This window comes from Chitinophaga solisilvae, from assembly GCF_009928525.1.
Taxonomy (GTDB): Bacteria; Bacteroidota; Bacteroidia; order Chitinophagales; family Chitinophagaceae; genus Chitinophaga; species Chitinophaga solisilvae.
On record NZ_JAABOK010000008.1, the window covers coordinates 21,125 to 48,060 of the forward strand.

The window sequence follows — 26,936 nt, forward strand, 5'->3', positions numbered from 1 at the left end:
AAAACACTATGAACACAACACCTATTCCCATGCAAACCGACAATTATCCGCCGCTGCTACTGACTTTTGATGTCAGCAGCGATCCGTCCCCGCTAACAGACGATATCTCCGGGAAAGTCATCATGAAACTGCAACCCGATACAACAGTAAGTTGCCTTACCATCACCATTATGGTCCCCCAGGGCGATGATACCGATGATATTTACAAAATTAATCCTGAGGCAACACTGAGTGTATCTAACACCGACTGGTCCGTTGGAAATGCAGTGAACATACATAACGATGCTACCGGCATTGACTACCGGCAATGGCCGCTCAGCAACACGGTAGGCGGTGTGGTGAGCCGGGAAACGGATTTCACCGTTACCGGAATAGTTAATGACGTAGGTGGTTCTCCCGATATACTCATACAGGATTATTCCGCCTCTACCAGTGACTATCAGTATGCACTGCGGCAGAATTCTTACCAGGTACCGAAAAACAGTACACCGCCATTTTACCTGCGTAGCCTGTTTGCCATTGATCCGCAGTCATCGCAATATCCCTGTGGCGCCATTCACCAGGGCTATGCCGTAGAAATCGCCTGGGATGGTTATGGCGGCTCCTATCAACTGTACCAGAGCGGCATCGCAGATCCTGTATACAGCGGCACAGGTACAAATTATACATTACCCAATGGCATTACAGACACCACCACTTTTTGCTGCGTTGCCACCAATACAAACGGCGATAAGTTATTTGCGTCTTTCACGTTAATCGTCATCGATCCTGCGCTTACACCACAATCGGTAACTACCCATAAAGATGAGCATGTTCACGGGACCCTGAACAGTAACAGCGCCACCTGCAATTCGCTGAACCTGGCCAGCAACGCCATCACCATGACCGGCACAGATCCGGACACGGATAATCTTACCAATGACTCCTCTTCCCTGAATCTGAGCGGAAACTTTTCTGTGGATACCGCCACCTTCAGTAATGTTACCACCTCTGGTCTGGTAGTGCAGCAGGATTTTAACGGCACTTACCCGGAAATAAATATTCCTGCAAAGCTCTCCCTCCAGCAGCCGGATATAACAACCCTCAACACAACTGATATTTCCGTTGACGACCTGACGATACAGGGCTCGCTTACCTTCACGGGGCAGCAGGCGCCTATGTTTGGTGATTTTGTGCCGGTGGCTTCCGGCACCAGTATTCAGCAGGCGAGCAGAAAAGCCAATACCGACGGGTATGTCATCATTACGGTAGATCTGCATGCGCAAAACAACGATTCCATTGCCTATGGAGGTATTTCATATGATGGCGACAAATGGTTCTATGCGTATGGCGGCATTGCCCTGGGCCTTCCTATCGCACAGGTCTATGGTTTTCTGTGGCTGCCGGTGCCGGCCGGTACTACCTGGTATTATAAAGGCGATAACTCCCTCAACACGCCACAACCGGCTACCATCAACATACTGTGGTTCCCTACCGGCAATGATTCCGGATCAGGATACGAGGCAGCTGCCAGTATTCCTGTTCCTGCCGGCAAAGCCAACGGGCACGATCCGGTTCAGGTCATTGAACAATACCGGGCCGCCAGAAAGGAACGCCGGACAGAGCTGGTTAATTCCATTGAAACACTACTGGACACCACCTTTGACACGGCTGTTAAAGAAGATATGATCCGCCAGCTGATGTCTCTCTGATACCTTCACCATCAATTGTAACTGACATGCAAAATAATATCTCCCATAAAGATCAGGCATCTTTATACCTGACGAACTTTATTTCCTTTCCCTATCAAAGCAGCAATCAGGATGTACCTGTTATGCAGTTTACAGCAGGCGAACCGCTCAGTCTCAGCTGGGCCAGCAACGGCAGTGAGTTCCAGCTGTATGCTGCCGGAGGCTCCAACCTGCTCTACTCCGGCGCCACGCCATCCTTCGATCTGCAACAGGGCTTTCAGCAGAATACCACACTGATGCTGACCACCAATGACAGCGTAACAACCTTATATGCATTTCTGACCATCATTATCAGTAATCCGGTGCTGACACCGGACAGCATGGAGGTATCCGGGGACCAGACCGATTCCGGTACATTAACCGTACAGCAAACACTGTACACCCAGAAAAATCTGACGATTGCAGATAACCTGAATACAGGCAGCAATAATTCATTCAACAATATCAGCGTCAGTCAGCAGACCAATGTCAGCGGAGCAGCCACCATGAAAACGCTGAGTGTAAACGAAATAACAGGAGGCTCCACCCTGACAACCGATTCAAACACTACACTGGTACTGCCTGACAATGCAAACATCAGCCGCCTGGATACTACTTCCGTAACTGCTTCCGGAACCAGTAATATCAGCGACCTTACCGTCAGCGGCGGTATAACGTCGGGGAATGCCAGTATTGCCATGATCGGAAGCCTGCAGCTTATCAAGCAGGACATTTCCTTCGGAGAGATGGATATCACCGCCAAAACCGATGGCTTTGCGATCGCGCTCATAGATCCTACCAACTGTTATGGGGGCGTCAATTCTTATAGCGTCATCACTTACGATGGCCAGGAATACTCCGTTAATGGCGTTTATCTGTCTGAAAACCCAGGCCATAATATCCCTAAATATGGTTATTGCTGCATACCTGTTCAAAAGGGAGGTACCTGGAAATGCAGCGCCAGCACGGAAGGTTCCGCCGGCAACGCACCTGTTGTTTCCATTTACTGGGCGCCGCTGGGCGGAGGAAGTGATTCGTATACCATCACCAGGGAAGCGAAAGCATCTGCCGGTATAAACGTAAAACCGCCTGATCTGCAGGAGCAATGGCAAACCGATTTTTTGCAGACACTCGCAGCAGCCATGCATAAAGATCCTGCGGCATCGCAGCCATCAGCCGGACAGTAATCATCCATATTACCATTAAACGTTTATTCATCATGCATTTACCATTCAGCAATACCGACACCGGGACACTCTCCATTTCCTACCTGATTGTAACACAGAACCAGGTGCCTGCCACCGAATTTGAAGCCGGTACAGCCCTTACGCTCTCCTGGCAAAGTACGGGTACCTACTTCCGGTTATATGCCGCCAACAATCCTCTGCCTGTCTATGAAGGCGAAGACACCAGCACCACTCTCAGCAGCGGCGTAACGGTGGATACCACTTTTACCCTGGAAGCATCTTCCGGCGGCGATAAGCTGTACAGTTCCGTTACCATTACCATCAGCAACCCGGCCTTAACACCCGGCAGCGTTACAGTAGCCAAGGATGATACGGTGAATAATAACCTGAACGCCGAAGGCGACGCCACCTTCAATCAGCTGAAAGTAACCGGGACGCTGGTATTCCCGAATCAGAATGATCCGTCGTTAGAGATTACCGGCGACCTGTTTACCAATTGCCAGATGAGTGTTACGGGTACAACTACCGTTCAGGGAGCCGCTACCATTGATAGCTTAACGGTAAACGGCAGCCTCCAGGTGAACGGTAATTTTAATAACAGCAATGGCGTGCAGGTACCGCAGCTGAATGCAAGTGGTCTGACTGCGGGCACTACTTCCACCCAGACCCTGGAAGCCGGCAAGAGCCTGACTGCACTTGCAGGCAGCGTATCCCTATTCACCAGCAGCCAGACACTTTACCAGGGGAAAGAAAGTTTCACGAAAAGTTTTAAGGCCAAAACAGACGGCTATTTCCTGGTATACCTGCAGGCAGATGACACCGCCTTTTCTACCTTAGAGATACAGATCGACTCCTATACCATCAATGCCACAGGCGGTTCTACCTACCTTGACAAGAAAAATGCAGCTACTATATTTCTGCCGGTAGCAAAAGGTAAATCGCTGACCTATACGGTTGTTTACAAAGGCTTTTACACCATACCCACTGAGTTCACCATCAAGTGGTTTCCCATTGGCCAGGCAGCTGATAAAAAAGAAACCTATGAGATAACAGATATGCCGGGAGACAGGGTGGAAGAAATACTGGCTGAAGCAGAAGCGCTCCTGACAGCCAGAAACGCCGCCAGACAGAAAGCCGCCAGTTCATTTATACAGCATATCGAGCAGACATGCAATAAAACTATTGATGCCCCGGCGAAACAACTGCTGATAGAAAAACTACTGACTATGAAATAATCAGCCGCTCTTTGCCATATAGATCTGCACCACGCAAAAAGCAGCGGATAACCGCTGCTTTTGTATAAAATGATGCCTATCTGATGTCCAGCTTGTCGAGTACATGATGCACGATTCTGTCGCAGCGGATCAGGTGGAACGGGAATACTATATCATTTTTGTAGAAACGGGAGATATGTTCACGCAGCATCATTTTAGCCCGGATCTGCCGGACCTTGACGTTCACGCGGGAGATATCAAGTACTTTGCTGGTTTCTGCCACATTGAGCTGTTCTATTTCCCGCAATACAAAAACAGCCCGGTATTTTTCCGGGATGCTCAGCAGCGCCTGCTCCAGTACTTTGCCTAACTCCTTGTTAATAATGGTATCCACAGGTGTTTCATTGGTTTTCGGCATATCCTGATGGTGTTCCAGCACGGAAATATCTTCACCGGCACGGAGGTTCCTTTTCTTCAGGTGCTGCTGGCACTCATTGATCAGGATCCTTTTCAGCCAGGTACCAAAAGCGGCCTCCTGCCGGAATTGGTTCAGGTGCTGATAGGCATTGATGAAAGCGATCTGCATCACGTCTTCCACATCCATGTCATTGTTCAGAAAAGACATCCCAAGCCGGAAGAGCCCGGGGTTGTGGCGGCGTATCAACTGTTCGTACAGGCGTTTCTCCCCTGCCAGCACCCGCGCGATAATTTCGTTGTCAGTAAGCGTGTCAATAGGTTGAGCAATAGTCATTCTACCGGTTATTAGATGATTAAGATGAAAATAAGTTACAAAAAATGCCCGCTTTTTGTAACCTTTTTTAAAATCTGTACTCTAATCCCTGGAGGCTGGTTCGTAGCAGCCTGATTTCAAATAGTTTGACCGAAAAATCCGACACCCGTAAATGATCAGTGACCAGAATTTTAAGCAGCCCGGAGGTTCGCTGCCTCCTTTAACGCATCAGCGTATCGGGGAATTAAAACAAACCCCGCAGGGACAACGCATTATGCAGGAACAATTCACCGCCTTTCCGGGTTTGATCAAATCCCTTACCCATGCCTTACAGGAAAAACTCACCGCCTTTGAGAAGGCCCGTACAACCGCAGCGGCCCTTCCCAAAGAGTTGACCACCGACGCCCTGATAGCGGATTATCAGTTCCTGGAATTTGTTCAGCACATCATGTTTCTGAAATGGAGAGAAGAAAAGAATAATCAGGCAGGCAGGCATTTTCCGGGGAATTTACAGGCCAACTGACGGCTCCTGTCATCCGTAAAACAGCAGCCAAACACGTATACCCCTTACCGTTATATGCCGGTTCCGGCAGCGAACACCTGTTGCCTGTCGCCGGAGAGTTAAAATCTGTATACTATCAGATAATTTCTATCAAACAGATCTGTCTCAAATACGGCATATTTGTATCTGCATATTGACAGATATGACATCTATGATAATCATAATAACCATGCAACAGATCCCGGATAGTACACATTTAACACGGTAAACCCTTTAACTGCCGGAAGATTTTCATGCATAAAGCGGGCTGCCTGCTTTTGCCGGAAATCGTTTCCACCTCATCACACCAGTTATTACCCGCAGCAGGGCCATCAACCGAAGTATACCGCACACCCCTGTTCCCGGCCCTATCTGGCCCGGACAAGCTTTGCCGTATTCACACCACTCACATCTTTTCATTAATCAAAGCAAAACACCATGAAAAAGAAGACAACTAAAAAGTTAAGTCTGAAAATGATCAAGGTTGCCCAGCTGAATGCAGCCGGCGCTCAGTTCATCCTGGGCGGAGACTCCGCCCCTACCGCTCCGACATACCCTTCCACCAGACCTACCGGTCCTTCCGGCCCGCCTACCTTACCGCCTGATCCATGCGCATCCGGCACCTGTACGGTAGCGTGCCCGCATGGCTGGTAGATAAGGTGGCTTTTGAATTACGAATTACGAATTGCGAATTACGAATGAGGAGCGAAGAACTAAGCAGATAAAGAATTAACTTATTCGCTTAGCTCTTCGCTCCTCATTCGTAATTCGTAATTCGTAATTCCCAGGTTCACCTGCTGTTTGTTCTTTCAATTACAAAAGCCTTCAACACTGCCATCCTGCCATCGCGGAATTGCCAGACATCGCAGTAATCGTAGTCCACCATTTTCCCTTCTTTATTTTTCATGCTGATTTTGCCGATGGCGGTCACAAACGCACCTTCAGCGATCAGGTGTTCTACGTTAAATACAGGCGGCTCGGCATAAGCCGTTGCCATATACTGCCGGACTGCCTCCTTGCCCTGTAGTGTGCTGTCTCCTACAAATATCCATTCGGTATCATCAGTACAGAAGGCCAGAAAGCCTTCATAGTCGCCGTTGGTGATCGCTGCATTTGCTTTTTCCAGTATTTCCCTGTTCTCCTGCATATGTTATCCGTTTTTAGTTTATGGTAACTTTTTTCCACTGATATAAATGTAGCACACATTTTATTTTTCTGCAGACCAATCGTACCTGCCAACTCATGTCATCATCTTACCCTGAAAAAAAAATTTAAAAAAAATTCATTTTCCTTTCACCCTTTTTGGCATTCCGGCAGACCTAACCCTGATAGCTCCCTTATAACAGGAGGTAGCCGTCTGAAAGATCAAGACATCATTATTGATTTTCAGCTATTTATATTATAATAGCGCCTTTTCCGGCCTGTAAATTACAGGTACGGGTAATGTGGAACGAAGTTTTGGGAATATGCATCAACCAATGCCAGATGATAATGCTTCTTTCGAAGAGTTGTTCAGGAAACACTTTGTGGCGCTATGTACCATAGCTTACTATGTAGTGGAAGATAAGGACGCTGCGCGGGATATTGTACAGGATTTTTTCCTGGACTACTGGAGCAAAAGACATAAGATCAGGATCACGAATGACTTTAAAAGCTATGCCACAGGGGCTGTCCGCTACCTGTCCATCGACTATCTGAAACGGTCAGGCAGGGTAAAGCTGGAAGACCTGGAGGTAATAGACGGCCTTTCCCGTCACTTTACGGCAGAAGACCGCGAGTGGAAGGAGGCATGCTACACCGCGCTGTGGAAAGCGCTGGAGCAGATGCCGGAACAACGGCGCAAGGTATTTCTGATGAGCAATCAGGACAAAATAAAGTACAAGGATATTGCTGAACAGCTGGGTATTTCTGTCAATACCGTAAAAACGCATATACGCCTGGCGTTGCAGTTTCTGCGGATGGAATGTAAATGGGTGATGACCACACCGGTCGTATTCCTGCTATGCTGGAAAATGCCTTTGTTATTTTAATCTTCAAACTGAATGTATGCAATTACCTGCTGACGATACCGGAATGGACTGGAACAAAATACTGGAATCATTAGATGAAGCTAAAATCCCCGAAGATATGACGAAAGAAGAGTTCTTTGCCATGTCCGACGCCCGTGCAGCGCAGGCCCTGCTGGCTGCGCAGGATTTCGACGAGTCGGCCGGCTGGCAGGAATTCACGTACCTGCGCGGGCAACGCCGCCTTCGCCACCAGCGTATCATCCGGCTGGCAGTGGCCGCCAGCGTGGTACTGGCGCTGGGCGCCGGGTTATGGATATTTCCCCCCCGCAACCATAGCATACAGACTGCTGATGCACTTCCGGCCGGCAAGGTACGCCTGCGCACCTCAGACGGCCGCTCAATAGAACTGGAAAAACAGGCACGCAGCATACAGGACAACGATATAGCAAAAATAAATGCCGGCGGGGATTCGCTGGTATATACCGCTACCGGCAAAGCAAAACAGCACGGGATACAAAGAGATACCCTGGACATTCCCCGCGGCACGCCTTTTCAGCTGTTACTGGCAGATGGCACACGGGTATGGCTAAACGCCGAATCGCGGCTGATATATCCCGCGGCTTTCCAGGGGCTGACACGGGAAGTGTTCCTCGAAGGAGAAGGCTACTTTGATGTAGCGCCTGATCCGTCGCACCCCTTCCTGGTGCATACCGGCAACATCACCACGAAAGTGCTGGGCACCGCATTCAATATACGTGCATACGATGCCTCGGTAGTCACCACCCTCCGCAGCGGAAAAGTACAGGTAACAGCAGGATCTGCCTCCCTGCAGCTGCAACCCGATGAACAGGCGATCGTTCATACACGGAACGGCGATCTGCAAAAAAGGACGGTAGACAGCCGGGACTACTTCGCCTGGATACAGGGAGATCTGTATTTCGATGGCGCCACGCTGGGCAGCATAACGGAAACATTGTCCCGGTACTACGACTACCGGTTTGTATTTGATGATGCGGCCATTGCTGCGCTCCGCTTCACGCTGGATATACCCCGGCCGGAACGGCTGCAGGATGTACTGGCGCAGCTCAACAAAAGCCGTGAGGATCTGCGCTTCCAGGTAGATAACAAAACCATTACCATTTCAATTCATTAATGCCATTCATTCCCTAACCGGGGCTTTAGCATGTAACCATCATTTCAATCCAAAATGAGAAAATTATCAGGATCATCCTTCCGTATGAAGGATATGGGGAAACTTTGCTGCCTGTTATTCACCTTCCTGCTGCTGACTGCCGGCGCAAAGGCACAGGATGCAGCGCAGCCGGTACTGTCGCAGAAAGTCACTTATAAGGCACAGCGGTCCCCGCTGGTCAGGGTTCTGAAAGACCTGCGCAAAATCACGAAAGTGCGGCTGACCTATAACGAAGAACATGTCAGGGAACAGCCACCGGTAACGGTCAACGCCACAGCCATGCCGCTGGACGCTTTCCTCACGGAGATACTGAAGCAGACTGACCTCACCTATACAATGGCCATGGGAGGAATTGTGTTACTGAAAAAATCTGTTGCCACAGGAACGCCCGCCAAAAAAGATGAAGCAGCAGACCTGCGGCATGTAGTGCTGAGGGGAAGGGTAGTCAGTCCTTCCGGCCAGCCGCTGGATGGCGTGAGCATCCGTGCCGCTGAATCGGGCCAGACGACGGTAACACAGGCAGATGGTATGTTCTTTATCGTTCCGCGTGAAAATGAGATAGTACGCTTTTCGCTGCTGGGCATGCAACCACTCACGTATAAGGCGATCCCTAAAAAAGATGGCCTGGTGATTATGAAGATGGACACGGTAGCGCAAGTTATTCAGGAAGTGGTGATAAACGGTTACCAGAAAATTGATCCACGGCTCGCTACCGGATCTGTACTGAAATTATCTGCCACGGATGTGATCCAGCCCGGCATGCCCACCATCGATAAAATGTTGCAGGGCAAGGTGCCCGGCCTGATGGTTGTCAATAATTCCGGCGGCGTCAACGCTACACCCAAATTACGTATGAGAGGCACTTCCACCCTGCTGGGAAATGCCTCGCCGCTCTGGGTTATTGATGGCATGATACGTACCGAGCCGGTAAATATTTCCTCCGCCATTCTCAATAATGTTATCAGCCAGACCTCAGCATCTAACTTCGAACTGCTGGGAAATGCCATCAGCGGTGTAAATCCTTACGACATCGAGAGCTTTACCTTCCTGAGAGACGCCGCCGCCACCGCCATTTATGGTACGCGCGCGGCCAACGGCGTTATTGTGCTCACCACTAAAAGAGGAAAAGAAGGACCGATGCGCGTCACCTATAATGCAGATTTTTCTTTCCAGGCACGCCCTTCTTACCGGAACATGAACCTGATGAACTCAAAGGAAAGAATATTGCTTTCCCGGCAGATGCAGGAGGACAATACTATTTTCACGCCTACCACCAGCGGCTTTGAAGATACTTATTCCTACGAAGGACTGCTGCAGCTATTGTATGCCCGTAAAATATCAGAGGCTGAATTCAACCGCAGGGTGGCCATACTGGAAACCCGCAATACCGACTGGTTTAAGGAACTTTTCAGGAATCAGTTCAGCATGCAGCATAGTCTCAGTCTCAGTGGCGGTAATGCCAGAACAACCTATTACGCCTCGCTGCGGTTTTCTGACCAGAAAGGGGCGGCCAGGGAAGATGGCCGCAAGAACTACAGCGCCACCATTAATATGCGTTCTAAAATTACCAGCCGGCTCAATATAGACCTTTCCGTTACCACCAGTTACCAGCAAGCCCGTACTTATTATAATAGCGTATCTCCGCTGGCATTTGCCCTGCAGACAAGCCGTATTTTCAGTCCGGACGATTTTATTCCCATCGCCAATGGCCATACTACAACCGGCATTTATGAACTGGATGCTATCAGACCTCCCTATACCTTTAACATTCATAACGAGATCGCCCATACGCAGAAAACTTCCAGCCTGCAGTCAGGTACTGTGAACCTGAACGCAGACTACAAAATTGCCAATGGTTTTTTCTTCAGAAATAACACCAGCTTTATTCTGGATGCAGGGGAAGGCATGTCATGGGCAGACTATTACAGCCATGCTGCAGCTCTTCAAAGAGGCTGGGATCTGGCTTATATACCTTCTCCCATAAATATAGAGGGTTCGAAGCTGCCCGTCGGCGGTGTCGCAGATATGAACACTTCCAGCAGTATGGCCCTCAGCATGCGGAACAGTTTTGATTACAGCAGGGGTTTATTCGGTAACCGTGACCAGTACAGTATTACCCTTGGAAATGAAATCCGCAGTGAAACAGGGAACAGCCGGTTCCATGTATTACCCGGATATTTTCCTGACCGTGGAAATATTTTCTCTCCTTCGCCGGTGGGCCAGCGGCTGATTAGTCAAAACGGAATCGACAAATCGAAAAACAATACAGCCGGAGTTTACCTGTCCGGCGGATATAGCCTGATGAACCGCTATATCATCAACGGTACCGTCAGATTTGAAGGGTCCAACAGGTTCGGGCAATATGCCAATGCCAACTTCCGCCCTATCTACAGCGTTTCCGGCCGCTGGAATGCCTCTTCTGAAAACTGGTTTCCACGTGGTCGGCTGCTGAATAACTGGCAGCTGTCAGCCTCCTTTGGCACCCAGGGTAACGTGGTAACGGCAGTAGGTCCTAACCTTATTGCGCAATATTCAACCTATAAGGTGAACCCGGCCAATAACCTGCCGTATCTCACCATGAAATCCATGCCCTATCCTGATCTTCGCTGGGAAAAAACATACCAGCTGAACCTGGGTACCAGTATTGGTATGCTCAACAACCGCCTGCTGTTGGTGCTGGACTACTATTCCAAAAATTCCGTTGACCTGGTAGACAGGTTGCCCATTCCATACGAATATGGTATGGACTTTATGTACAGAAATGGTGGTAAGATGTTTAACCGCGGACTGGAACTTTCTGTTACCGCTCACCTGATACAACGGAAACAAAGCAGTTTTTCACTGACCTTCAATACCAGCAAAAATTTGAACCGTGTAGCCGACCAGGTGAGTAACTATGGATATAACAGTTTATTCAGCGGAGAGGGGCATCCCGCCGGCAAAGCCGTTTCAGGCATGTATTCCTATATCTTCAAGGGACTCAACGGACAAAACGGCCTGCCTCAGTTTGACAGGCTGGATTTAGCTAAACCTACTCCCAATCCGGACGATTTCCTCGTATATGCCGGTCAGGCGGATCCAAAGCTGACAGTTAACATTACGCCCGTCATCACCTACAAATCATTTACGCTGACATCCGGCATTTATCTCAGCCTGGGCAGCGTAAAAAGGCTGAACCCTGTCATCAACCGCACCAATTCCTCATCAGGTACGCCCAGGGCAATATCGAATGCCAACAGGGACTTGCTGTACCGCTGGCGGAAACCGGGAGATGAAGCCTATACCAATATCCCTTCGTTCGCCGATCAGTACAATGTATTATTACTACAGGTTCCCTATAGCCCGATGAACAGGCCGGTTCTCACTTCACAGGAGAAAATATCCGTATCTCCCCTGGACGCCTATGACCTGTCTGACATCAGAACTGTAAAAAATGATTACCTGCGCTGCAACTATATTAACATGCGGTACAATGTACCGCCCCGCAGACTTGGCCGTAGCGGTTTACAGGCATTGAGTGTGGGCTTCTCCGTCAACAATGTTTTCACCATCGCCAATCCTGCCCTCAAAGGGCAGGACCCCGAGATCAGCGGAACGGGCACCGGTGCATTGCCTATCACCCGCCAGTATGCCGGCTCTCTTAATGCCACCTTTTAGCCGAACCAATTCAATGCAAGAACATGAAGAAAATACTAATCATACTGCTCGTTGCCGGTTGCCTGGTTTCCTGCCGGAAATTTCTGGCCGAATATTCACCTTCGGATGTAACGCCGAAAACAACTTCGGACTTCGGAGAGATCCTTTATGCAGACGGGTACCCGGATGCCATAACACCCATACAACCCTGGATGGTTTTCCTCGATGACGACATCCAATGTTATGTAGGAAAGGCGAATGAATTAGCCAATAAGGGCTTTATGGCTGCTATAGGTAATATTTATCACTGGCAACCTGAAATGACCAGCTTCCAGGATGGCGCTATTACCGACCGGCAGCTGAACGCCTGGGGAAATTATTATAAAATGTTACTGGGCGTTAACGTGGCATTGCAACATCTGGATAATTCGACCGGCAGCCAGGAACAGAAAGACCGGTTTAAGGGCGAAGCCTTCGGGCTCAGAGCTTACTATCACTTTATGCTGGTTAACATTTATGCGCTTCCCTATAACGATTCCCTGTCTACTCCCGATAAACTGGCAGGTGTTCCCATACGAACCACTGCTGATCTTTCTGATCAGTTTCTTACACGTAACAGCGTAAAGGAAGTATACCAGCAGATCACCAGGGACCTGGACAGTTCTCTTGCCCTGCTCAGTAAAAGCAGGGAAGACAGGGACGTTTTCCGTCTGTCCTATACAGCCGTACAGCTGCTGGCCAGCAGGGTATATCTTTACATGGAAGATTGGCAGAAAAGTATAACACATGCCAATGAGGTCATCCAGTATCATCCTATGCTGATGGACTACAATAAATGGACGAATACGCCACCCGCTCCTGCCACTCAGTTTATAGGTCCGGGTAACGCAGAGTCTATCTGGTGCTATGGCACTTTTACAGAACACTACTCCCTCTCCTGGGGTTTCGGCCGTGTCTTTGATATTTCCAAAAACCTTTTTGATTGTTTTGAAGAAACTGACCTCCGCAGGCAGAACGGCATCCAAATTACACCGGAGCCATTAAAGGAGTATATCGTACCGGACTACATTCAAAGCAAGCTGTTAAGTCTTACAGGCAGAGGACGGGAAACCATCACCAATTCCTGGCGCAGCGCCGAAGCATACCTTAACAAGGCAGAGGCCTGCATTCAGCTGTACCGCTCCAGAGGAGATGCAGCAGCAGCTGCCGAAGCACTCAGCAGTCTTAATACCCTCCGCGCGCAGCGTTTTCACGCCTCCACCTTCAGGCCATGGGCTATGGATACCGGCGATAAGCTGCTGGAAATGTGCCGCCAGGAAAGACGCCGCGAACTGTATATGGAGGAAGCACACCGCTGGTTCGACCTCCGGCGTTATGGCATGCCGGAGATCAGACATATCAGTATGCCGGACAGATTTACGGTGCAGTATTTCACGCTGAAAAAAAGAGATCCGCAGTACGTAGTGCCTATTCCGAAGAATGTGATCGAAAGAAATCCGGCCCTCATACGCAATCCTGTATTACCCGGCATGCGCATGCCGGATTAATGTCTTCCACCATCAAAAAAATAACCGATGAAAAGAACATATCTCATTCCGGTGCTGCTGCTGACAACGGCATTATTTGCCTGCCAGAAGGAAGCGAAATTACAAGCCACTCCGGAGCAGCCCGCCTACACCCTGCCGCAGGGCCATACGGCAGCGGATGACAGCATTATAGCCATTCATAAAAAATACGGCACCTATGTGCTGTACCGTTTCTCCCAGGGCGACTTCGGTTACGACTATACGACAATGCGTAAAGACAGCGCATTTAACGCCAATCCCGCATATGTGGATACCACCCTGCGTTTTTTCAGGCAGCAGCTGATGGCATTGTATCCTGAAAGTTTCCTGAAAAAAACGATGCCTTTCAGAGTGCTGCTGGCAGCCTACATCGGTTCAGGCGACACCCGCCATGCAGACGGCTTTGCCAGTACTTCCGGTACGCTGACCATTGGCTGGGCCGACAGTACGCTCCTGGGGAAAACACCTGCAGAGCTGAAGAACATGCGCGGCCTCCTGCATTATTACTATTGGGAACGGGCCATACGCACCGAAGCTGTTGTTGTACCGCCTGCTTTTATGGCGCTGACGCCGGCAGCGGGATACAACAATATCCACGCAGGCAACCGCTATGCAGAGGGTGTGGTATCTGATGTATACGAAAAGTTACTAAATCCCGCCAGGGATTACATCTCCTTCATCAGGGTGATTGCCGGTACTTCTGCCGAAACCCTGGAAGCTGGCATTTTCCGGCCACAGGTAGATAAGAAGGGATTGCTCCGGAAGAAATATAATGTAGTAATCAGTCATCTTAAATCAACATATGGCATAGACCTTCAGGCTATCGGCAATCTGCCGTAAGCCCTGAATTTTCACGATATAAATACGTACGATATGAACCAACGATGCAGGCCCCTTCTACTGGCGGCCCTGGCCACCTCATGCAGTCTGGCGGCCTACGCCCAGGCTCCGGCAGATCCGGTTAAAACCCGGGCCTTCCGGGGGGAAGTGATCCTTAACGTGCTGCAGAAAGTAAAAACCAGACATTATGCGCCGCGGCAGCTGGACGATACATGGTCCGCCGCCGTATGGAAAAGCTATATCCGGTTGCTGGATCCCAACCGCAACGTTTTCCTCCGGGAAGATATACAACGGTTCACCGCCATGCAGCAGGATCTGGACAACCAGCTGGCAACCGGACAAACCACCTTCTTTGATTCCGTATATGCCACCTATCAGCTGCGGATGCAGGAGAACAAACAAATAGTTGAAAAAATATCCGGAGAAGCATTTGATGTCACCAGGCAGGAGACGCTGGTCTTGAACACAGAGACCCGCGATTATCCGGCCAGTGTGCAGGAGAAGGAATCGTTATGGCGTAAACTCCTGAAATACCAGGTGCTGCGCAATTACATGGAACAGCAAACTGCCGCCGGCAATACCCAAACTACCACCGACACGGCTGCCATGGCAAAAGCCCGCGGATACATCCGCAAATGGCATAACGACCAGTTCAGACTAGCAGCCGCGCCCAATGCGGAAGATGAAAAATTCAGCCAGTATGTTGCCGTCGCCCTGATAGAGATAGATCCGCACACTGTTTACAGCGGACCGAAAGATAAAACGATGGAACAGCAGATCAGTAAACGGTATTTCGGACTGGGCATGGAGCTGGCCGAAAAAGAAGCTGACTTCTATGTGAAACGGCTGATGTCCGGAGGCACCGCCGCCCGCAGCGGCGTGGTAAAGGAAAATGATAACATCATTTCCATATCCGATGCCAATGGCAATATGGTGCCTGTTTCCGGCCTTACCGCCATGGAAGTAACACGCATGATACGCGGGGAAAAAGATACAGAAGTGAAAATGATGTTGCGTCAGCCCGGCGATACCGCCAGAACTGTTGCCGTTAAACGGGGAGAAGTAATAGATCAGGAGAACAGGGCCAGAGGTGCTGTGATAGAGAAGAATGGTAAGAAGTTCGGCTATCTCTCCCTCCCGCTCTTTTACCTGGACCCTACCGGTCAGGGACTGACAGGCTCATTCAGCGATGTGGCACGCGAAGTAGAGAAGCTCAAGGAACAGGAAGTAGAGGGTATTGTCTTCGATCTTCGCGGCAACGGCGGCGGCTCGCTGGAGGAAGTCGTGCGTATGAGCAGTATATTTCTGCCTTCCGGCCCGGTAACCTGGCTCAGGACACAGCAGCAGGTCAACCGCTACAACAGTCCTGCTGTTCCTCCTTCCTTTGAAGGCCCGCTGGTAGTGATGGTAGATGAATCCAGCGCTTCCGCATCAGAGATATTTGCTGCCGTTATCCAGGACCGGCGCAGGGGACTTATTGCAGGACCCGCTTCCACTTACGGAAAAGGTACTGCGCAGGCAACAGTCAATGTCGGGAAACTGGGAGATGCTACCCTCGGTACACCAGACATCAGCTATGGCAGCATGCGGCTCACCGTACAGAAATTCTACCGCGTTACCGGCACCTCCACGCAGCTGAACGGCGTAGTGCCGGACGTTATCCTGCAGGAAACCATGCGCACTACAGAAAAGCGCGAACGTACCTTCGCTTCCAGTCTGCCCTGCGATACCCTGCAACTGCCGGCATTTGAAGCTGCAGGGCCTCATTTCAACTATGACCTGGTAGTACGGCAAGCCCGCGAACGGATAGCTGCCAACCCGGCATTTACCACCATTACCGCACAGATGAACCACATCAGGGAACATGCCCTTCTGCCGGCGCCGCTTGATATCAGCTCCTTCCGCCAATACTATGGAGAAACAGCCCGCTCAGAAAAAATCATCCGCAACGCCCGCACACTGCCCGCAGAAAAAGTATTACCCGTGGAACTACCGGTAAACAGAAGCATACATCCTGATCTGCGGAAAGAAGAGACAGCCGGCGCCAACGTAAAGGAATGGCTGAAAACAATTTCGCAGGATGTTTACATCGACGCCTCCCTGGCTATGCTGGCCGACATGATAGCACATCCTGCACCGGCAAAAAAGTAATCATCAATTCTATCATATTATAATCATCAGCTAATGAAAAAATACTTACTGTTCCTCGGCTGTCTTACAGCCATCAGCGCTCATGCACAACAGGATAAGAAACAAAAACTGACTACACTGAAAGAAGAAAAGGCTGTCGTTACAGGCTTCCTGAAGAATGCGCCCAACGATTCGATAATAACCTTATACGAACCTTACTCCGGTGAAGTAGACACTGCCTTCATCAAAAATCAGCGCTTCACCCTGAACATGCCCATGCCTAAAGGCGGCAGCATGTATATACTGAAAGTAGGCAGAAATCCTGATCCCAAAACAGGCGGTATGATCCTATACCTGGAGAGCGGGAAAATGCATATCGAAGGTAATGGCACTACACTTAAAAATGTAAAACTCTCCGGCGACAAATGGGCGAAGGAGTGGATGGAAGTTGCTGACTTCCTGGATGAAAGTAAAGGCAGCGGCAAGATACTGGCGGAAACAAAAGCCAAATACTTCAAGGCCATGGAAATCGGTGATGAAGATGCAGCCGATGAATACAACCGCGTAGGCGACTCCCTCATGAAAATCCAAAACCGGAAGATCCGGAGTTTTATCCAATCACATCCCAACTCCGGTGTTACCGGCTACCTGGCTACCTGTTACATCAAAAACAGAAAGGAAAGAGACTCCATCGTGGCCGGCATGGGCGAACATGCTAAAAGTTCCCGCATCATGAAACGTTTCCTGTTTCCGGGCAAATACGATCCGCGCCCGATGACATTGTCGGTAGACACTGCCAGTACCCCCAGCGGCAAAAAGGGCGTTATTACAATAGGTAAGGCTGCACCGGATTTCAGCGTCCCCGATACTGACGGTAAAATGCTTTCACTGGCAGACTTCAAAGGGAAATATCTCTTCATCGATTTCTGGGCCAGCTGGTGCAGCCCCTGCAAACCACAGATTCCTTTCCTCAAGGCCGCCAATGAAAAATTCAAGGATAAAAACTTCGTGATGCTCGCCGTTTCACTGGACAGCAAAAAAGAAGCCTGGACTAAAGCAATCGAAAAACATGAACTGACCTGGCTCAACGCATCCCATCTTAAAGGCTGGGCAGAACCGGTAGCAGTTGCCTACGGCATCAGCGCCATTCCCAGCAATGTGCTGATCGGGCCCGACGGAACCGTACTGGCAATGGGACTCTACGGCGACATGATAGAAAAACAGCTGGAGGCACTGATAAAATAAACACACCGTATTACCATGAATAACCCAGGGGGCTGCCAGTTAAGGTCAGCCCCTGTTTTTTCACCTTCCTAAATTCCATCTCATGAATATCATCCTTAAAATCATAGCAGCTGTTCTACTCCCCTTCGGATGCCTGGCCGGAGAAGGGTATATCATCAAAGGTAAGATTGCCGGTATCCAAAGCGGATATGCTGCTATCCACGAAGGAGGCAGGCCCTGGCAACCCGGCGGAACGTATCCTCGCGTCAGGATTGAAAACGGAGCTTTCACCCTCACCGGCAAAGTAGCACACCCCGCTATCCTGCTACTGAAGATCAGCACGAAAACATTTCAGATTATTCTGGAGAATACGGAATACTCCATTGCATGCGACTTTAAAGAACTGGCGCCACAGCAGTTAAAAGGCAGTACGCTGAACGATCAGTTCAGGGAATGCATCGGCAGCGGTACCAATCAGCTGGGATATGCGGCGCAGCATGCTGACCAGCCGGTAGCTCCTATTCTCGTACACTTCTATGCACGGGAGTATTCTGAAATAAAGAAAGGTTATGATGCCCTCAGCCAGGCTAATAAAGACTCCTGGCACGGCCGCGCGCTGGCGGAAAAGCTGGCGGTATTCCATAGCACACAGGCCGGCAGCATTATGCCCGATTTCAATATGACCAGCCCTGAAGGCAAAAATTTTTCCGTAAGGAACATGGCAGGTAAAATAGTAGTGCTGGATTTCTGGGCGTCCTGGTGCGGCCCCTGCCGGTCTTATGTTCCGGCCATGCGGGAGCTGTATCAGCAATATCAGCCCAAAGGCGTAGAGTTTGTAGCAGCCTCCTTCGATGAAGAAGAAGAGAAATGGCGGACAGCCATACGGGAAACCGGGATGGAATGGACGCAAGGGCTTATTCATGGCGGCTTCAGCGCAGGTTCGCCCGTAAAGAAAATGTTGCATATCACCAGCATTCCGCACGTAATTGTAGTGGGAAAAGACGGTAAGATCGCCGCCTGGCTGGATGCTTTTGCCAAACAGCAGTTGCCGGATATCCTGGCGAAGCTGACGCAGTAATGGCGGCAGATGAGCCGTACTACGTGCTGTGTAATTCCACCGGATTATTTTTACAGCAGGCATACCATATAAAAGCCGCCAGATAGTACCGGCGGCTTTTATATAGTATGCCTGCTGTTTACTTTTTTTTCAGCAACCGGTTTGTCAAATATCTCCGTACAGGCTCATCATACAACTTTAAGCAGAGGTAAGCCAGCAAAATGCTGCCAATGACCAGCGCGGCCGCTCCCGGTAACGATTCCATGAAGCTGAGGTTTTTATTCTTAACCCAGGCAAAGTACAGATAAATAAAGGGATAATGTACCATATACAACGGGTAGGAAATATCTCCCAGAAATTTACATATCCGGATAGTTGTTTTATCTGTTACCTTTTCTGAAGCTCCCAGGTAAACGAGCAGCGGGAAGATCACCGCAAAACAAATGGTGTCATATAAGCCATTCATCCAGAAATGTTCATGACCGCCAATCCGTGGTATAGCTGAGAGTACAACGATAGCGATGCTGCCTGTCCAGAAAGCACCCTTTATCCTGACCGGCCTGAATACACGGGCAAGCAGCAATCCTGCTGAGAAAGAAAATAATAAGCGTAAAGAACCAGCGAGCATATTTTCGCCTGTCAGCGAAAACCCTGCGCAGATATCACCATACGGGCCCCATATGGCAAATGCTGCTAATCCGCCGCCGGCCAGCAAAACCAGTACAGCAAGCGCCTTGGTCGGAAGTTTACGGATCCAGAAAGCATAGAGCACATTACCGATGTACTCAAAAAACAATGACCAGCTCGGTCCGTTCAGCGGATACATTTCCCCGACCCCACGGATTTCAAAGCCCGGCGTTGCCGGAATCAGCAGCATGTTCAGCAGCGTAGACACCAGCAGCATCGCTATGGACACCTTTGAAACATCCCAGGCGGAACACCCCTGCCAATAAAACATCACCGCGCCGATAATAGCGCCGATCACCACCATCGGATGCAGGCGGATTACCCTGCGTTTGATAAACTCTTTTATAGTCATCGTTTTCCAACGGTCATCATAAGCATATCCCATCACAAAGCCGGAGAGGATAAAGAAGAAATCAACTGCCAGGTATCCGTGATTGATCTTCTGATCCACATGACTGGTGGCATACGCTTCAAATAAGTGAAAACATACAACTGTTATGGCGGCGACCCCTCGTAATCCATCCAGTATATTGTAATGAGGCTTCGTGTCTGCAAATGCTGATGAAGACGCTATTGTTCTGTCCATTCTCCGGTTTCTCCTGTACTTTTAAAGTGTTTTTTCTTTTGAAGGGCGAAAAATACAAAACAATCTGATAGCCTGCAACCCCTTTTCATCACAGCATTCAGCAGCGTACATCCTCATAGCTGCCGCAGATACTATTGATACTTTGGCGGATTTTTCCTAACTTCTCAGAAAGGCGCCGTGGAAAACCGCACTGCTTATCACTCATCCAGCGCTGCCTGAAGCACAATACATCTCCCGCAAAAACCTGCAGGCAATCACCACCGTATTATTCCATATCTTCAAAATAAGTATAAAATGAGACAGCTTATTCTAAACCTCGCCATGACATACGATGGCTTTATTGAAGGCCCCAACGGGGAACTGGACTGGATTGTAAAAGATCCGGATATTGATTTTGGCGATATCCTCAACGATATTCTGCGTGATAAAGACATCATCTTTTACGGTCGCGTAAGCTATGATAAGTTTGGTAATGCCGGGCCTGATGAAAATGCAGGAGAAAAAATACGGCAGGCATATCAACTCCTGCACAGTAAAACAAAGTATGTTTTTTCCGGAACAAAAACCGGAGATAATACCAATGCCATCTTCATCAATTCCGGTATCCGGGAAAGAGTGATGGAGATTAAACAACAGCCCGGCGGGAATATCTGGTTATATGGCGGCGCCAAACTGGTCACCACCCTGCTTAATATGGATCTGATTGATGAATACCGGCTGGCGGTGCATCCTGTTATCCTGGGAAAAGGCAAACCCCTGTTTCAGCATATTGAAGAAAAACACCGGCTGCTTCTCGTGGAGACAAAAGACTATAAATCCGGTGTGGTGCTGCAGACCTACAAAGCAGACAGGTCAGGCACTTCCGGTTAACTGCCGCCCGCCCCCACCGGCAATACAATTTTCAGATCATCATGCCGGATATGCAGAAAACTGGTATTGTACACCGCTTTCAGCATATCCAGTTCCGGCATATCTGCACTTACTGCCGGCACCACCGTGTTGTTCAGCATAAAAAAGAAGTCGTCAGCAAACTGATAGGCCAGCGTAGGATTATGCATGATGGCAATAACGGTACGGCCTGCTGCCACAAAGGCTTTCAGCTTACTCATCAAAAAATGCTGATAGTATACATCGAGGTGGTTGGTAGGTTCATCCAGGATGATAATTTCCGGATCCTGCATGAGTAAGCGGCCGATCATCACCATCTGCTGCTCACCGCCCGACAGCTGCGGGAAGTGTTTTTTGCGGAGGGCTTCCAGGCCCAGCTCTGCCAACACCTGTTCTGCCAGTGCCCGGTCTTCTCCGGTGGGTGAAAACCCGGAGAAGGCCGCGCGGCCGGTCAGCAGAATATCTTCTACAGTAAACGGGAATACCGTCTGATAAAACTGTGGTAAAAACCCGATCTGCCTGGCTCGTTCCTTATGCGTGAGCTGACTGATAAGACGTCCCTTTACGTGAACTTCGCCTTTGTAACCCGACAATATCCCGGTGATAGATTTAAACAACGTAGATTTCCCGCTGCCGTTGGTTCCCAGCAGCACCGAAAACCTGCGCGCGCCAAACCCTGCATTCACCTCCTGTAAAATGGTTTGCCTGCCATAGGAAAAACTCATATTCTTTATTTCGATAGCCAGTTCCATCAGTGCCAGTTTAATTTGTTTTTACGCATCAGGTATATAAAAAATGGTCCTCCCAGCAACATGGTGAAGATGCCTACCGGAATTTCAAAAGCAAAAAGCGACCGGGAAAAATTGTCAATCACCAGCAGAAAGGTACCTCCCAGGAAGATACTGGCAGGAATCGCTTTTCTGTTATCTGCCCCCAGCATCATCCGTACAATATGCGGCAGGAAGAGTCCGTAAAAACTGATGATCCCTACCGATGCCACGGTAATGGCCGTCAGCAGCGTGGCACAACCGATCAGTATCCATTTGTCCGGCCCCGGATTCACACCGGTGGCTTTCGCGGCGTCATCGCCCAGCGACAGGATATTGAGGCGCCACCGGTAAATAAATACGATCACCAGCCCCAGTATAACGGGAATGTATATACGTTTTAACTCCTCCCATGAAGCAGCATGCAGGTTACCCATCGTCCATTGTACAATGGCCTGCAACTTGTAGGGATTGCTGATGTATTGCACAATGGCCAGGCCTGCTGCAAACATGCCGGAGATAACCATACCGGATAATACAATGGTGATGATGCTGGCGCCGGATCCTGACCGGGCAATCAGGTAAGCCAGCACCACCGCCAGTATTCCTCCGGCAAAAGCAGCCACGCTCACCGGGATCAGCGTGAATGTCATCGCCAGCGCAGCCCCGAAAGCCGCTCCGGAGGATATGCCCAATACATAGGAATCGACCAGCGGATTACGGAATATGCCCTGCAGTACAGAGCCGGAAACAGACAATGCGGCGCCTACCAGAAAGGTCATTAACACACGGGGCAGCCGGACGTTACAGATAATATTCTTTATCATCACCCAGCTTTCCTGCTCCACTGATGAGAGCGGGGATGCAACGGCGTTTTTATATGCCAGCTCCAGCGCTGTACCCACATCTGCCTGACCGGTTGATCCTATAAAGAGTGATAACAGGATAACCGGTACAGGCAATGCATAACATATTAAGTAGATAATCCCCTGTTTCAATGTAATGGTTTGTATCCTTTGAGTTCAAACAGATCCGATGTTCCTTCCGGCTGCTGCAGCACCTGGTCCTCTCTTTCACCGGCGGACACCTGCACAAAGCCAGCCGCCTGCAGTACAGCTATATCTTTCGCCGGGCGCTGATATTTTGAAATATCCAGCCGGCTCTTGATCCTGTTCGCCTGCTCCATAATGTCTGCCGGATATTTTTCGTGCCCTTCCTGGCTGAACTGACAGGCCCCAAAGTCGCCATCAAAGTTCAGTAACAACCCACCGGGTTTTAATACCCTGAAGCATTCACCGTAAAAAGTGTTTACATCCGGTATAGTCCAGGTCATCAGCCGGGTAAATACCAGGTCGAAGTGGTGCTCAGGAAAATCAAGCTGCTGCGCGTCCATCACGTGATAGTCTACCCGGACATTAAGCGCTGCCGACACAGCTTTTGCTTCGGCGATCATATTTGCAGAAATATCGGCCGCCGTTACTTCATACCCTGCCAGCGCCAGTATATTGGCGAAATAACCGGAAGCAGTACCTGCTTCCAGCACTCTGTTGCCTTTCAGATGAGGTAATAATTCCTTAAAGTAAGTCAGCCACTGCTGTGTTACCGGCTGCGACCATGCGTCCTGCTTTTCTTCCCGCCAGATAGCACTCTGCCTATCCCAATAGGCTGATATTTCCTGCATCATAATAATGTGATTAATTGGTTACCGGTTGTTGGACCGTAATATTTTAAGATCATTTCTCTCACTGCTTCCAGCGATGCTTCCGTTGTTTGCCCGGTTGCCCATCCCCTGATACGCACCGCTGCCGTCAGTGATTTGAGCGTATGCGGATTATAGAAGAACATAGGCATCAGGTTGAAGATGGCTTTCTTTTCTACTGCCGTAACGCGGGATAATTCCTTTTTTGCATAAAACAAATCTGCCGGATCATTCCACATCACGATCATATCAGGGTTCCAGCTGATCAGTGTTTCCGCATTAATATCCGGCTGGTCAACCGGAGCTGTACATACATTCCGCACGCCGGCAAATTCCAGACAATCGTTCATCATACTGTTACGGCCGGTGGTAGCGTAAATGCGGCCATGAGCCCAGGTGAAATACGTTTTCTTCCTGTCCTTTTCCGGTACTGCCGCAGCGGCCGACTGCATAGCATCGAACTGCTGCCGGGTATAGGCGGCCAGTTCGGCGGCTCTTTCCCCCGCGCCGGTAAGCTGACCAATATCTTCCAGCTCCTTCAGCACCTGACTGTACTTTTCGGAAGATGCCAGGTATACCGCTATTCCCATCTCCCGCAGACTCCGGATACTACCGGCGCTCATGTGTTTGGCAATCACCAGGTCTGGTTTAAGCGCAATGATACTTTCGAGATTCGCCGTTTCGTTACTCCCCGGAATGGCCAGGCGCTTATCTCTTATCCGTTCGTCGATCAGGCTGAAGGGCGTAAACAGCTCCTTGTCGGAATAGGTTTCCGCTGGTATTCCTACCAGCTTATGCTGCATCTGCAGCATGTAAATGGCATCCATCATAGGATCAAACAAACACACGATTTTCTCCGCAGGCTTATTCAATACCACTTTATTTCCCTGTATATCCGTTAACGTTATGGCAGCTTCTTCGTCCGGACGCTGGCCCGGAGTGCAGGCTGACAGGTAAACCAGCAGCGCCGCCATCATAAAAATATGTTTCATGTGATCTCTTTATAAATTAACTGTAAGGGCACAACGGAAGTTACGCGGCGCCACCTGTACCCAATAATACATGTCATTCCGCTTCCAGGCAGTGCTGTACAAATGATCGTCCAGGATATTGTTGACGATCAGGTTGAGGCTATACTTCTTCCTTGTATAGGAGATCCCTGCATCCAGGCGGAAGAAATCCTTCAGCGCTTCCGGATTGGTGGTAGTATATCGCTCTGCGCGGCCTGCCATATACTGATATCCCGCAGAAACAGCGATACCCGGCAGTTTGGCCAGCGGCAATGCATAATTCAGCCAGGTGTTCTGTATATGCTTTATTCTGTTAGGTGTTGCCATGCCCACCATTTCAGGATTCTTCTCGTCCCTGGTAATCTTCGATTCGGTAAAGGCATAGTTCATGACAAGGTTCAGTCCTTTTGCGACGCGGCCTCTTACATCCAGCTCTACTCCTTCCGACCTGTTTTCTCCCGTCTGATAAATGGCGTTTGATACTGGATCCCGCAGGATTGTCCGTTTCCGGTAGATCTGGTAAACAGATAACGTTGTATTCCAGGTGCCATCATGCCAGTCTTTTTTGATACCTGCTTCATAACTCTTACCTGTCAGCGGTTTCAGTGGAGAGCCGTCATACGCTACACCTGCCTGTGGCAGATACGAGTGGTCATACAATGCATACACGCTGGTTGCGGGTGTCAGCATATAGTTAACGCCTATACGCGGAGTAACCACCAGGTCGCGGGCATCCGTCTTTGTACCATACTGGTTAAAATCAGCGCTGGACTGTGTCATACGGACGCCTGCATTTACCTTTAATTTATCCGTTAATGATATTTCATCCATCACATAGGCTGAAATATAATACAGCCGGCCTTTTGTACGGTTCTTTTCTCCGGTGATATCATTCTCTGATTCAAATGAACCACCTGTTCCGCTGTTGTTGATCACATTACCGTATTTCGGGTTACTGATGCTCAACGGATACACAGTGCTGGCGGTTTCCCAGGTGTCAGTGGTGTTGTTTTTCTTGTCATTAAAGTCTATGCCCCCCATCACGGCATGGCCGACAGCACCGGTTTTAAACCTGCCCTGGACATATGCCTGCGCTGAAAAAGTATTGTAGCCTACGCCATCGTACACATAATATCTGTTCAGTATATCAGGATTCTGATTGTTTTTTCCGTATACCCAGAATATGCTGCCATTATATTCATTGTTGATATTACTGATGCGGGTCGTCAGCTTCCAGTCATCATTGAACTTATGTTCTGCCGTGAAGAAGATATTGTGATCGTTGGCCCGGTAAGGTCTGGTGTTGGGATCAGTTATAGAAAAATCCCGTGGCAGGGTACCATAACCATAAGGCGATATCTGCGCTTCGCTGAGTAACAGATAATTCATCCGCTGATAAATATATTCAAGCGTGAATGATGTTTTTTTGCCGGCCAGATATTTTATAGATGGTGCGATCAGCATTCTTGTACTGTTATCAAATTTCATGAATCCTTTCGTACCCATGCCCATCATATTAAAACGGTACTGCCATTTTCCCTTGTCATCCAGTACGCCGCCCATATCCGATTCAGCGCGGAACAGGCCGAAGCTGCCGGACATCAGTTTAAACGTGTGTTTCTTTATGCCGGTCGGTTTCTTGGTGACAATATTATAGGAGCCGGCAGGATCGCTGAGGGCTGTCATAAATCCGGCTGGGCCCTTTACGAATTCAATTGTTTCAATCATGGCTGCATCATCGCCGAGCGGGCCTTTAATCAACGGCCGCAGGTCAACACCATTACGTTGTGCATTGATGTACCCTCCGCGGGAATAAATATCCGGCGATACCGCATTATGCAGTTCTTCGCGCATAGTACCGCTTACATTGCGGGTAACGCTTTCTATCAGGTTATAAACTACCTGATCTTTTAAAACTTCAGCGCTGATAATTTGTATATTCTGTGGTGTTTCTATCAATGGTGATTGCAGGCGCAAATCAGCAGATATTTTACTCAGATTATACTTCTTATAGTATTTACTGGTCACAGTCAGTTCATCCAGCATCAGTACCTTTAACGAGTCTGATGTTTCTTTTTCCTGTGCGGAAACATGCAGACAGGAAAAGGCCAATGCCGCCAGGGACATAGTTTTCCTAAACATATTAAATAAAAAAATTAGCAAATAAAATTGGTAATAGTGGAAGTCCGCGCGTCAACGGAGTGTAGCCATGTGTGCCAGTAGAAGTAGCAAGAATTTTATTTTCGTGCCACGAAGGTCGTTTTT

The 26,936-nt window shown here is 49.3% G+C and carries 22 protein-coding genes; 14 read left to right on the top strand and 8 right to left on the bottom strand.

Annotated features, from left to right (window positions below):
- Positions 1 to 8: 8 nt before the first annotated feature.
- From GWG06_RS17530 to GWG06_RS17540, 3 genes are read left to right on the top strand one after another with little or no spacing between them, the layout of a single operon-like run.
- Positions 9 to 1,691: a hypothetical protein gene (locus GWG06_RS17530; protein WP_160714728.1), complete on the top strand. Its 1,683-nt coding sequence runs from the start codon at positions 9 to 11 to the stop codon at positions 1,689 to 1,691.
- Between the two features lie 26 nt (positions 1,692 to 1,717).
- Positions 1,718 to 2,896, top strand: a complete 1,179-nt coding sequence (locus GWG06_RS17535; RefSeq protein ID WP_160714730.1) for a hypothetical protein — start codon at positions 1,718 to 1,720, stop codon at positions 2,894 to 2,896.
- 32 nt (positions 2,897 to 2,928) lie between these two features.
- Complete coding sequence (locus GWG06_RS17540) at positions 2,929 to 4,131, top strand: hypothetical protein (protein ID WP_160714732.1); 1,203 nt, start codon at positions 2,929 to 2,931, stop codon at positions 4,129 to 4,131.
- A 76-nt stretch (positions 4,132 to 4,207) separates the two neighbouring features.
- On the opposite strand, the gene GWG06_RS17545 is transcribed toward GWG06_RS17540, so the two are convergent.
- Positions 4,208 to 4,861 carry a sigma-70 family RNA polymerase sigma factor gene (locus GWG06_RS17545; protein ID WP_160714734.1) on the bottom strand — a complete coding sequence of 218 codons (654 nt, stop codon included), beginning with the start codon at positions 4,859 to 4,861 and terminating at the stop codon, positions 4,208 to 4,210.
- Positions 4,862 to 5,012: 151 nt separating this feature from the next.
- Between GWG06_RS17545 and GWG06_RS17550 the strand changes: the two genes are divergently transcribed.
- Both GWG06_RS17550 and GWG06_RS17555 read left to right on the top strand, forming a co-directional pair.
- Entirely contained in the window at positions 5,013 to 5,363 is a 351-nt protein-coding gene (locus GWG06_RS17550) for a hypothetical protein (protein ID WP_160714736.1), read from the top strand.
- A gap of 456 nt (positions 5,364 to 5,819) precedes the next feature.
- On the top strand, positions 5,820 to 6,035 hold the full coding sequence (locus tag GWG06_RS17555) for a hypothetical protein (RefSeq protein WP_127034350.1): 216 nt from the start codon (positions 5,820 to 5,822) through the stop codon (positions 6,033 to 6,035).
- A gap of 136 nt (positions 6,036 to 6,171) precedes the next feature.
- Here GWG06_RS17555 and GWG06_RS17560 read toward each other — a convergent pair whose 3' ends face one another.
- Positions 6,172 to 6,528, bottom strand: a complete 357-nt coding sequence (locus GWG06_RS17560; RefSeq protein WP_127037372.1) for a nuclear transport factor 2 family protein — start codon at positions 6,526 to 6,528, stop codon at positions 6,172 to 6,174.
- Between the two features lie 331 nt (positions 6,529 to 6,859).
- Between GWG06_RS17560 and GWG06_RS17565 the strand changes: the two genes are divergently transcribed.
- From GWG06_RS17565 to GWG06_RS17600, 8 genes are all read left to right on the top strand, one after another.
- Complete coding sequence (locus GWG06_RS17565) at positions 6,860 to 7,411, top strand: RNA polymerase sigma-70 factor (protein WP_160714738.1); 552 nt, start codon at positions 6,860 to 6,862, stop codon at positions 7,409 to 7,411.
- 16 nt (positions 7,412 to 7,427) lie between these two features.
- Positions 7,428 to 8,543, top strand: a complete 1,116-nt coding sequence (locus GWG06_RS17570; protein WP_160714740.1) for a FecR family protein — start codon at positions 7,428 to 7,430, stop codon at positions 8,541 to 8,543.
- Between the two features lie 54 nt (positions 8,544 to 8,597).
- On the top strand, positions 8,598 to 12,239 hold the full coding sequence (locus tag GWG06_RS17575) for a SusC/RagA family TonB-linked outer membrane protein (protein WP_160714742.1): 3,642 nt from the start codon (positions 8,598 to 8,600) through the stop codon (positions 12,237 to 12,239).
- A 23-nt stretch (positions 12,240 to 12,262) separates the two neighbouring features.
- Positions 12,263 to 13,765 (top strand): RagB/SusD family nutrient uptake outer membrane protein, encoded by a 1,503-nt coding sequence (locus GWG06_RS17580; protein ID WP_160714744.1) that lies wholly within the window; start codon positions 12,263 to 12,265, stop codon positions 13,763 to 13,765.
- A gap of 27 nt (positions 13,766 to 13,792) precedes the next feature.
- The gene (locus GWG06_RS17585) at positions 13,793 to 14,623 is read left to right on the top strand and encodes a hypothetical protein (protein WP_160714746.1); all 831 of its coding nucleotides are present in this window, start codon (positions 13,793 to 13,795) and stop codon (positions 14,621 to 14,623) included.
- Between the two features lie 33 nt (positions 14,624 to 14,656).
- Positions 14,657 to 16,774 (top strand): S41 family peptidase, encoded by a 2,118-nt coding sequence (locus GWG06_RS17590; RefSeq protein ID WP_160714748.1) that lies wholly within the window; start codon positions 14,657 to 14,659, stop codon positions 16,772 to 16,774.
- A gap of 33 nt (positions 16,775 to 16,807) precedes the next feature.
- Positions 16,808 to 17,998, top strand: coding sequence for a TlpA disulfide reductase family protein (locus tag GWG06_RS17595; RefSeq protein WP_160714750.1), 1,191 nt, complete (start codon positions 16,808 to 16,810; stop codon positions 17,996 to 17,998).
- An 82-nt stretch (positions 17,999 to 18,080) separates the two neighbouring features.
- Positions 18,081 to 19,055, top strand: a complete 975-nt coding sequence (locus GWG06_RS17600; protein ID WP_160714752.1) for a TlpA disulfide reductase family protein — start codon at positions 18,081 to 18,083, stop codon at positions 19,053 to 19,055.
- Positions 19,056 to 19,173: 118 nt separating this feature from the next.
- Here the strand turns inward: GWG06_RS17600 and GWG06_RS17605 are convergent, their stop codons facing one another.
- A complete protein-coding gene (locus tag GWG06_RS17605; protein ID WP_160714754.1) occupies positions 19,174 to 20,307 on the bottom strand; it encodes an acyltransferase family protein in 1,134 nt (377 codons plus the stop codon).
- A gap of 294 nt (positions 20,308 to 20,601) precedes the next feature.
- On the opposite strand from GWG06_RS17605, the gene GWG06_RS17610 reads away from it, so the two are divergent.
- Complete coding sequence (locus GWG06_RS17610; RefSeq protein ID WP_160714756.1) at positions 20,602 to 21,177, top strand: dihydrofolate reductase family protein; 576 nt, start codon at positions 20,602 to 20,604, stop codon at positions 21,175 to 21,177.
- On the opposite strand, the gene GWG06_RS17615 is transcribed toward GWG06_RS17610, so the two are convergent.
- The 5 genes from GWG06_RS17615 to GWG06_RS17635 are packed head-to-tail and all read right to left on the bottom strand — an operon-like array spanning position 21,174 to position 26,813.
- Positions 21,174 to 21,947: an ABC transporter ATP-binding protein gene (locus GWG06_RS17615; protein WP_160714758.1), complete on the bottom strand. Its 774-nt coding sequence runs from the start codon at positions 21,945 to 21,947 to the stop codon at positions 21,174 to 21,176. The genes GWG06_RS17610 and GWG06_RS17615 overlap by 4 nt on opposite strands.
- Complete coding sequence (locus GWG06_RS17620; RefSeq protein ID WP_160714760.1) at positions 21,947 to 22,960, bottom strand: FecCD family ABC transporter permease; 1,014 nt, start codon at positions 22,958 to 22,960, stop codon at positions 21,947 to 21,949. Before GWG06_RS17620 ends, GWG06_RS17615 begins: the two co-directional genes overlap by 1 nt.
- Entirely contained in the window at positions 22,957 to 23,646 is a 690-nt protein-coding gene (locus tag GWG06_RS17625; RefSeq protein ID WP_160714762.1) for a class I SAM-dependent methyltransferase, read from the bottom strand. Before GWG06_RS17625 ends, GWG06_RS17620 begins: the two co-directional genes overlap by 4 nt.
- Complete coding sequence (locus GWG06_RS17630; RefSeq protein ID WP_127037344.1) at positions 23,643 to 24,653, bottom strand: ABC transporter substrate-binding protein; 1,011 nt, start codon at positions 24,651 to 24,653, stop codon at positions 23,643 to 23,645. Before GWG06_RS17630 ends, GWG06_RS17625 begins: the two co-directional genes overlap by 4 nt.
- Before the next feature lie 9 nt (positions 24,654 to 24,662).
- Entirely contained in the window at positions 24,663 to 26,813 is a 2,151-nt protein-coding gene (locus tag GWG06_RS17635) for a TonB-dependent siderophore receptor (protein WP_160714764.1), read from the bottom strand.
- Between the last annotated feature and the right edge of the window lie 123 nt (positions 26,814 to 26,936).

Coding starts and splice junctions, on each gene's coding strand:
- GWG06_RS17635 (WP_160714764.1), bottom strand. CDS start 26,813: ATGTTTAGGAAAACTATGTCCCTGGCGGCATTGGCCTTTTCCTGTCTG.
- GWG06_RS17630 (WP_127037344.1), bottom strand. CDS start 24,653: ATGAAACATATTTTTATGATGGCGGCGCTGCTGGTTTACCTGTCAGCC.
- GWG06_RS17575 (WP_160714742.1), top strand. CDS start 8,598: ATGAGAAAATTATCAGGATCATCCTTCCGTATGAAGGATATGGGGAAA.
- GWG06_RS17540 (WP_160714732.1), top strand. CDS start 2,929: ATGCATTTACCATTCAGCAATACCGACACCGGGACACTCTCCATTTCC.
- GWG06_RS17595 (WP_160714750.1), top strand. CDS start 16,808: ATGAAAAAATACTTACTGTTCCTCGGCTGTCTTACAGCCATCAGCGCT.
- GWG06_RS17580 (WP_160714744.1), top strand. CDS start 12,263: ATGAAGAAAATACTAATCATACTGCTCGTTGCCGGTTGCCTGGTTTCC.
- GWG06_RS17585 (WP_160714746.1), top strand. CDS start 13,793: ATGAAAAGAACATATCTCATTCCGGTGCTGCTGCTGACAACGGCATTA.
- GWG06_RS17560 (WP_127037372.1), bottom strand. CDS start 6,528: ATGCAGGAGAACAGGGAAATACTGGAAAAAGCAAATGCAGCGATCACC.
- GWG06_RS17550 (WP_160714736.1), top strand. CDS start 5,013: ATGATCAGTGACCAGAATTTTAAGCAGCCCGGAGGTTCGCTGCCTCCT.
- GWG06_RS17530 (WP_160714728.1), top strand. CDS start 9: ATGAACACAACACCTATTCCCATGCAAACCGACAATTATCCGCCGCTG.
- GWG06_RS17600 (WP_160714752.1), top strand. CDS start 18,081: ATGAATATCATCCTTAAAATCATAGCAGCTGTTCTACTCCCCTTCGGA.
- GWG06_RS17615 (WP_160714758.1), bottom strand. CDS start 21,947: ATGGAACTGGCTATCGAAATAAAGAATATGAGTTTTTCCTATGGCAGG.
- GWG06_RS17625 (WP_160714762.1), bottom strand. CDS start 23,646: ATGATGCAGGAAATATCAGCCTATTGGGATAGGCAGAGTGCTATCTGG.
- GWG06_RS17555 (WP_127034350.1), top strand. CDS start 5,820: ATGAAAAAGAAGACAACTAAAAAGTTAAGTCTGAAAATGATCAAGGTT.
- GWG06_RS17610 (WP_160714756.1), top strand. CDS start 20,602: ATGAGACAGCTTATTCTAAACCTCGCCATGACATACGATGGCTTTATT.
- GWG06_RS17545 (WP_160714734.1), bottom strand. CDS start 4,861: ATGACTATTGCTCAACCTATTGACACGCTTACTGACAACGAAATTATC.
- GWG06_RS17570 (WP_160714740.1), top strand. CDS start 7,428: ATGCAATTACCTGCTGACGATACCGGAATGGACTGGAACAAAATACTG.
- GWG06_RS17590 (WP_160714748.1), top strand. CDS start 14,657: ATGAACCAACGATGCAGGCCCCTTCTACTGGCGGCCCTGGCCACCTCA.
- GWG06_RS17535 (WP_160714730.1), top strand. CDS start 1,718: ATGCAAAATAATATCTCCCATAAAGATCAGGCATCTTTATACCTGACG.
- GWG06_RS17605 (WP_160714754.1), bottom strand. CDS start 20,307: ATGGACAGAACAATAGCGTCTTCATCAGCATTTGCAGACACGAAGCCT.
- GWG06_RS17565 (WP_160714738.1), top strand. CDS start 6,860: ATGCCAGATGATAATGCTTCTTTCGAAGAGTTGTTCAGGAAACACTTT.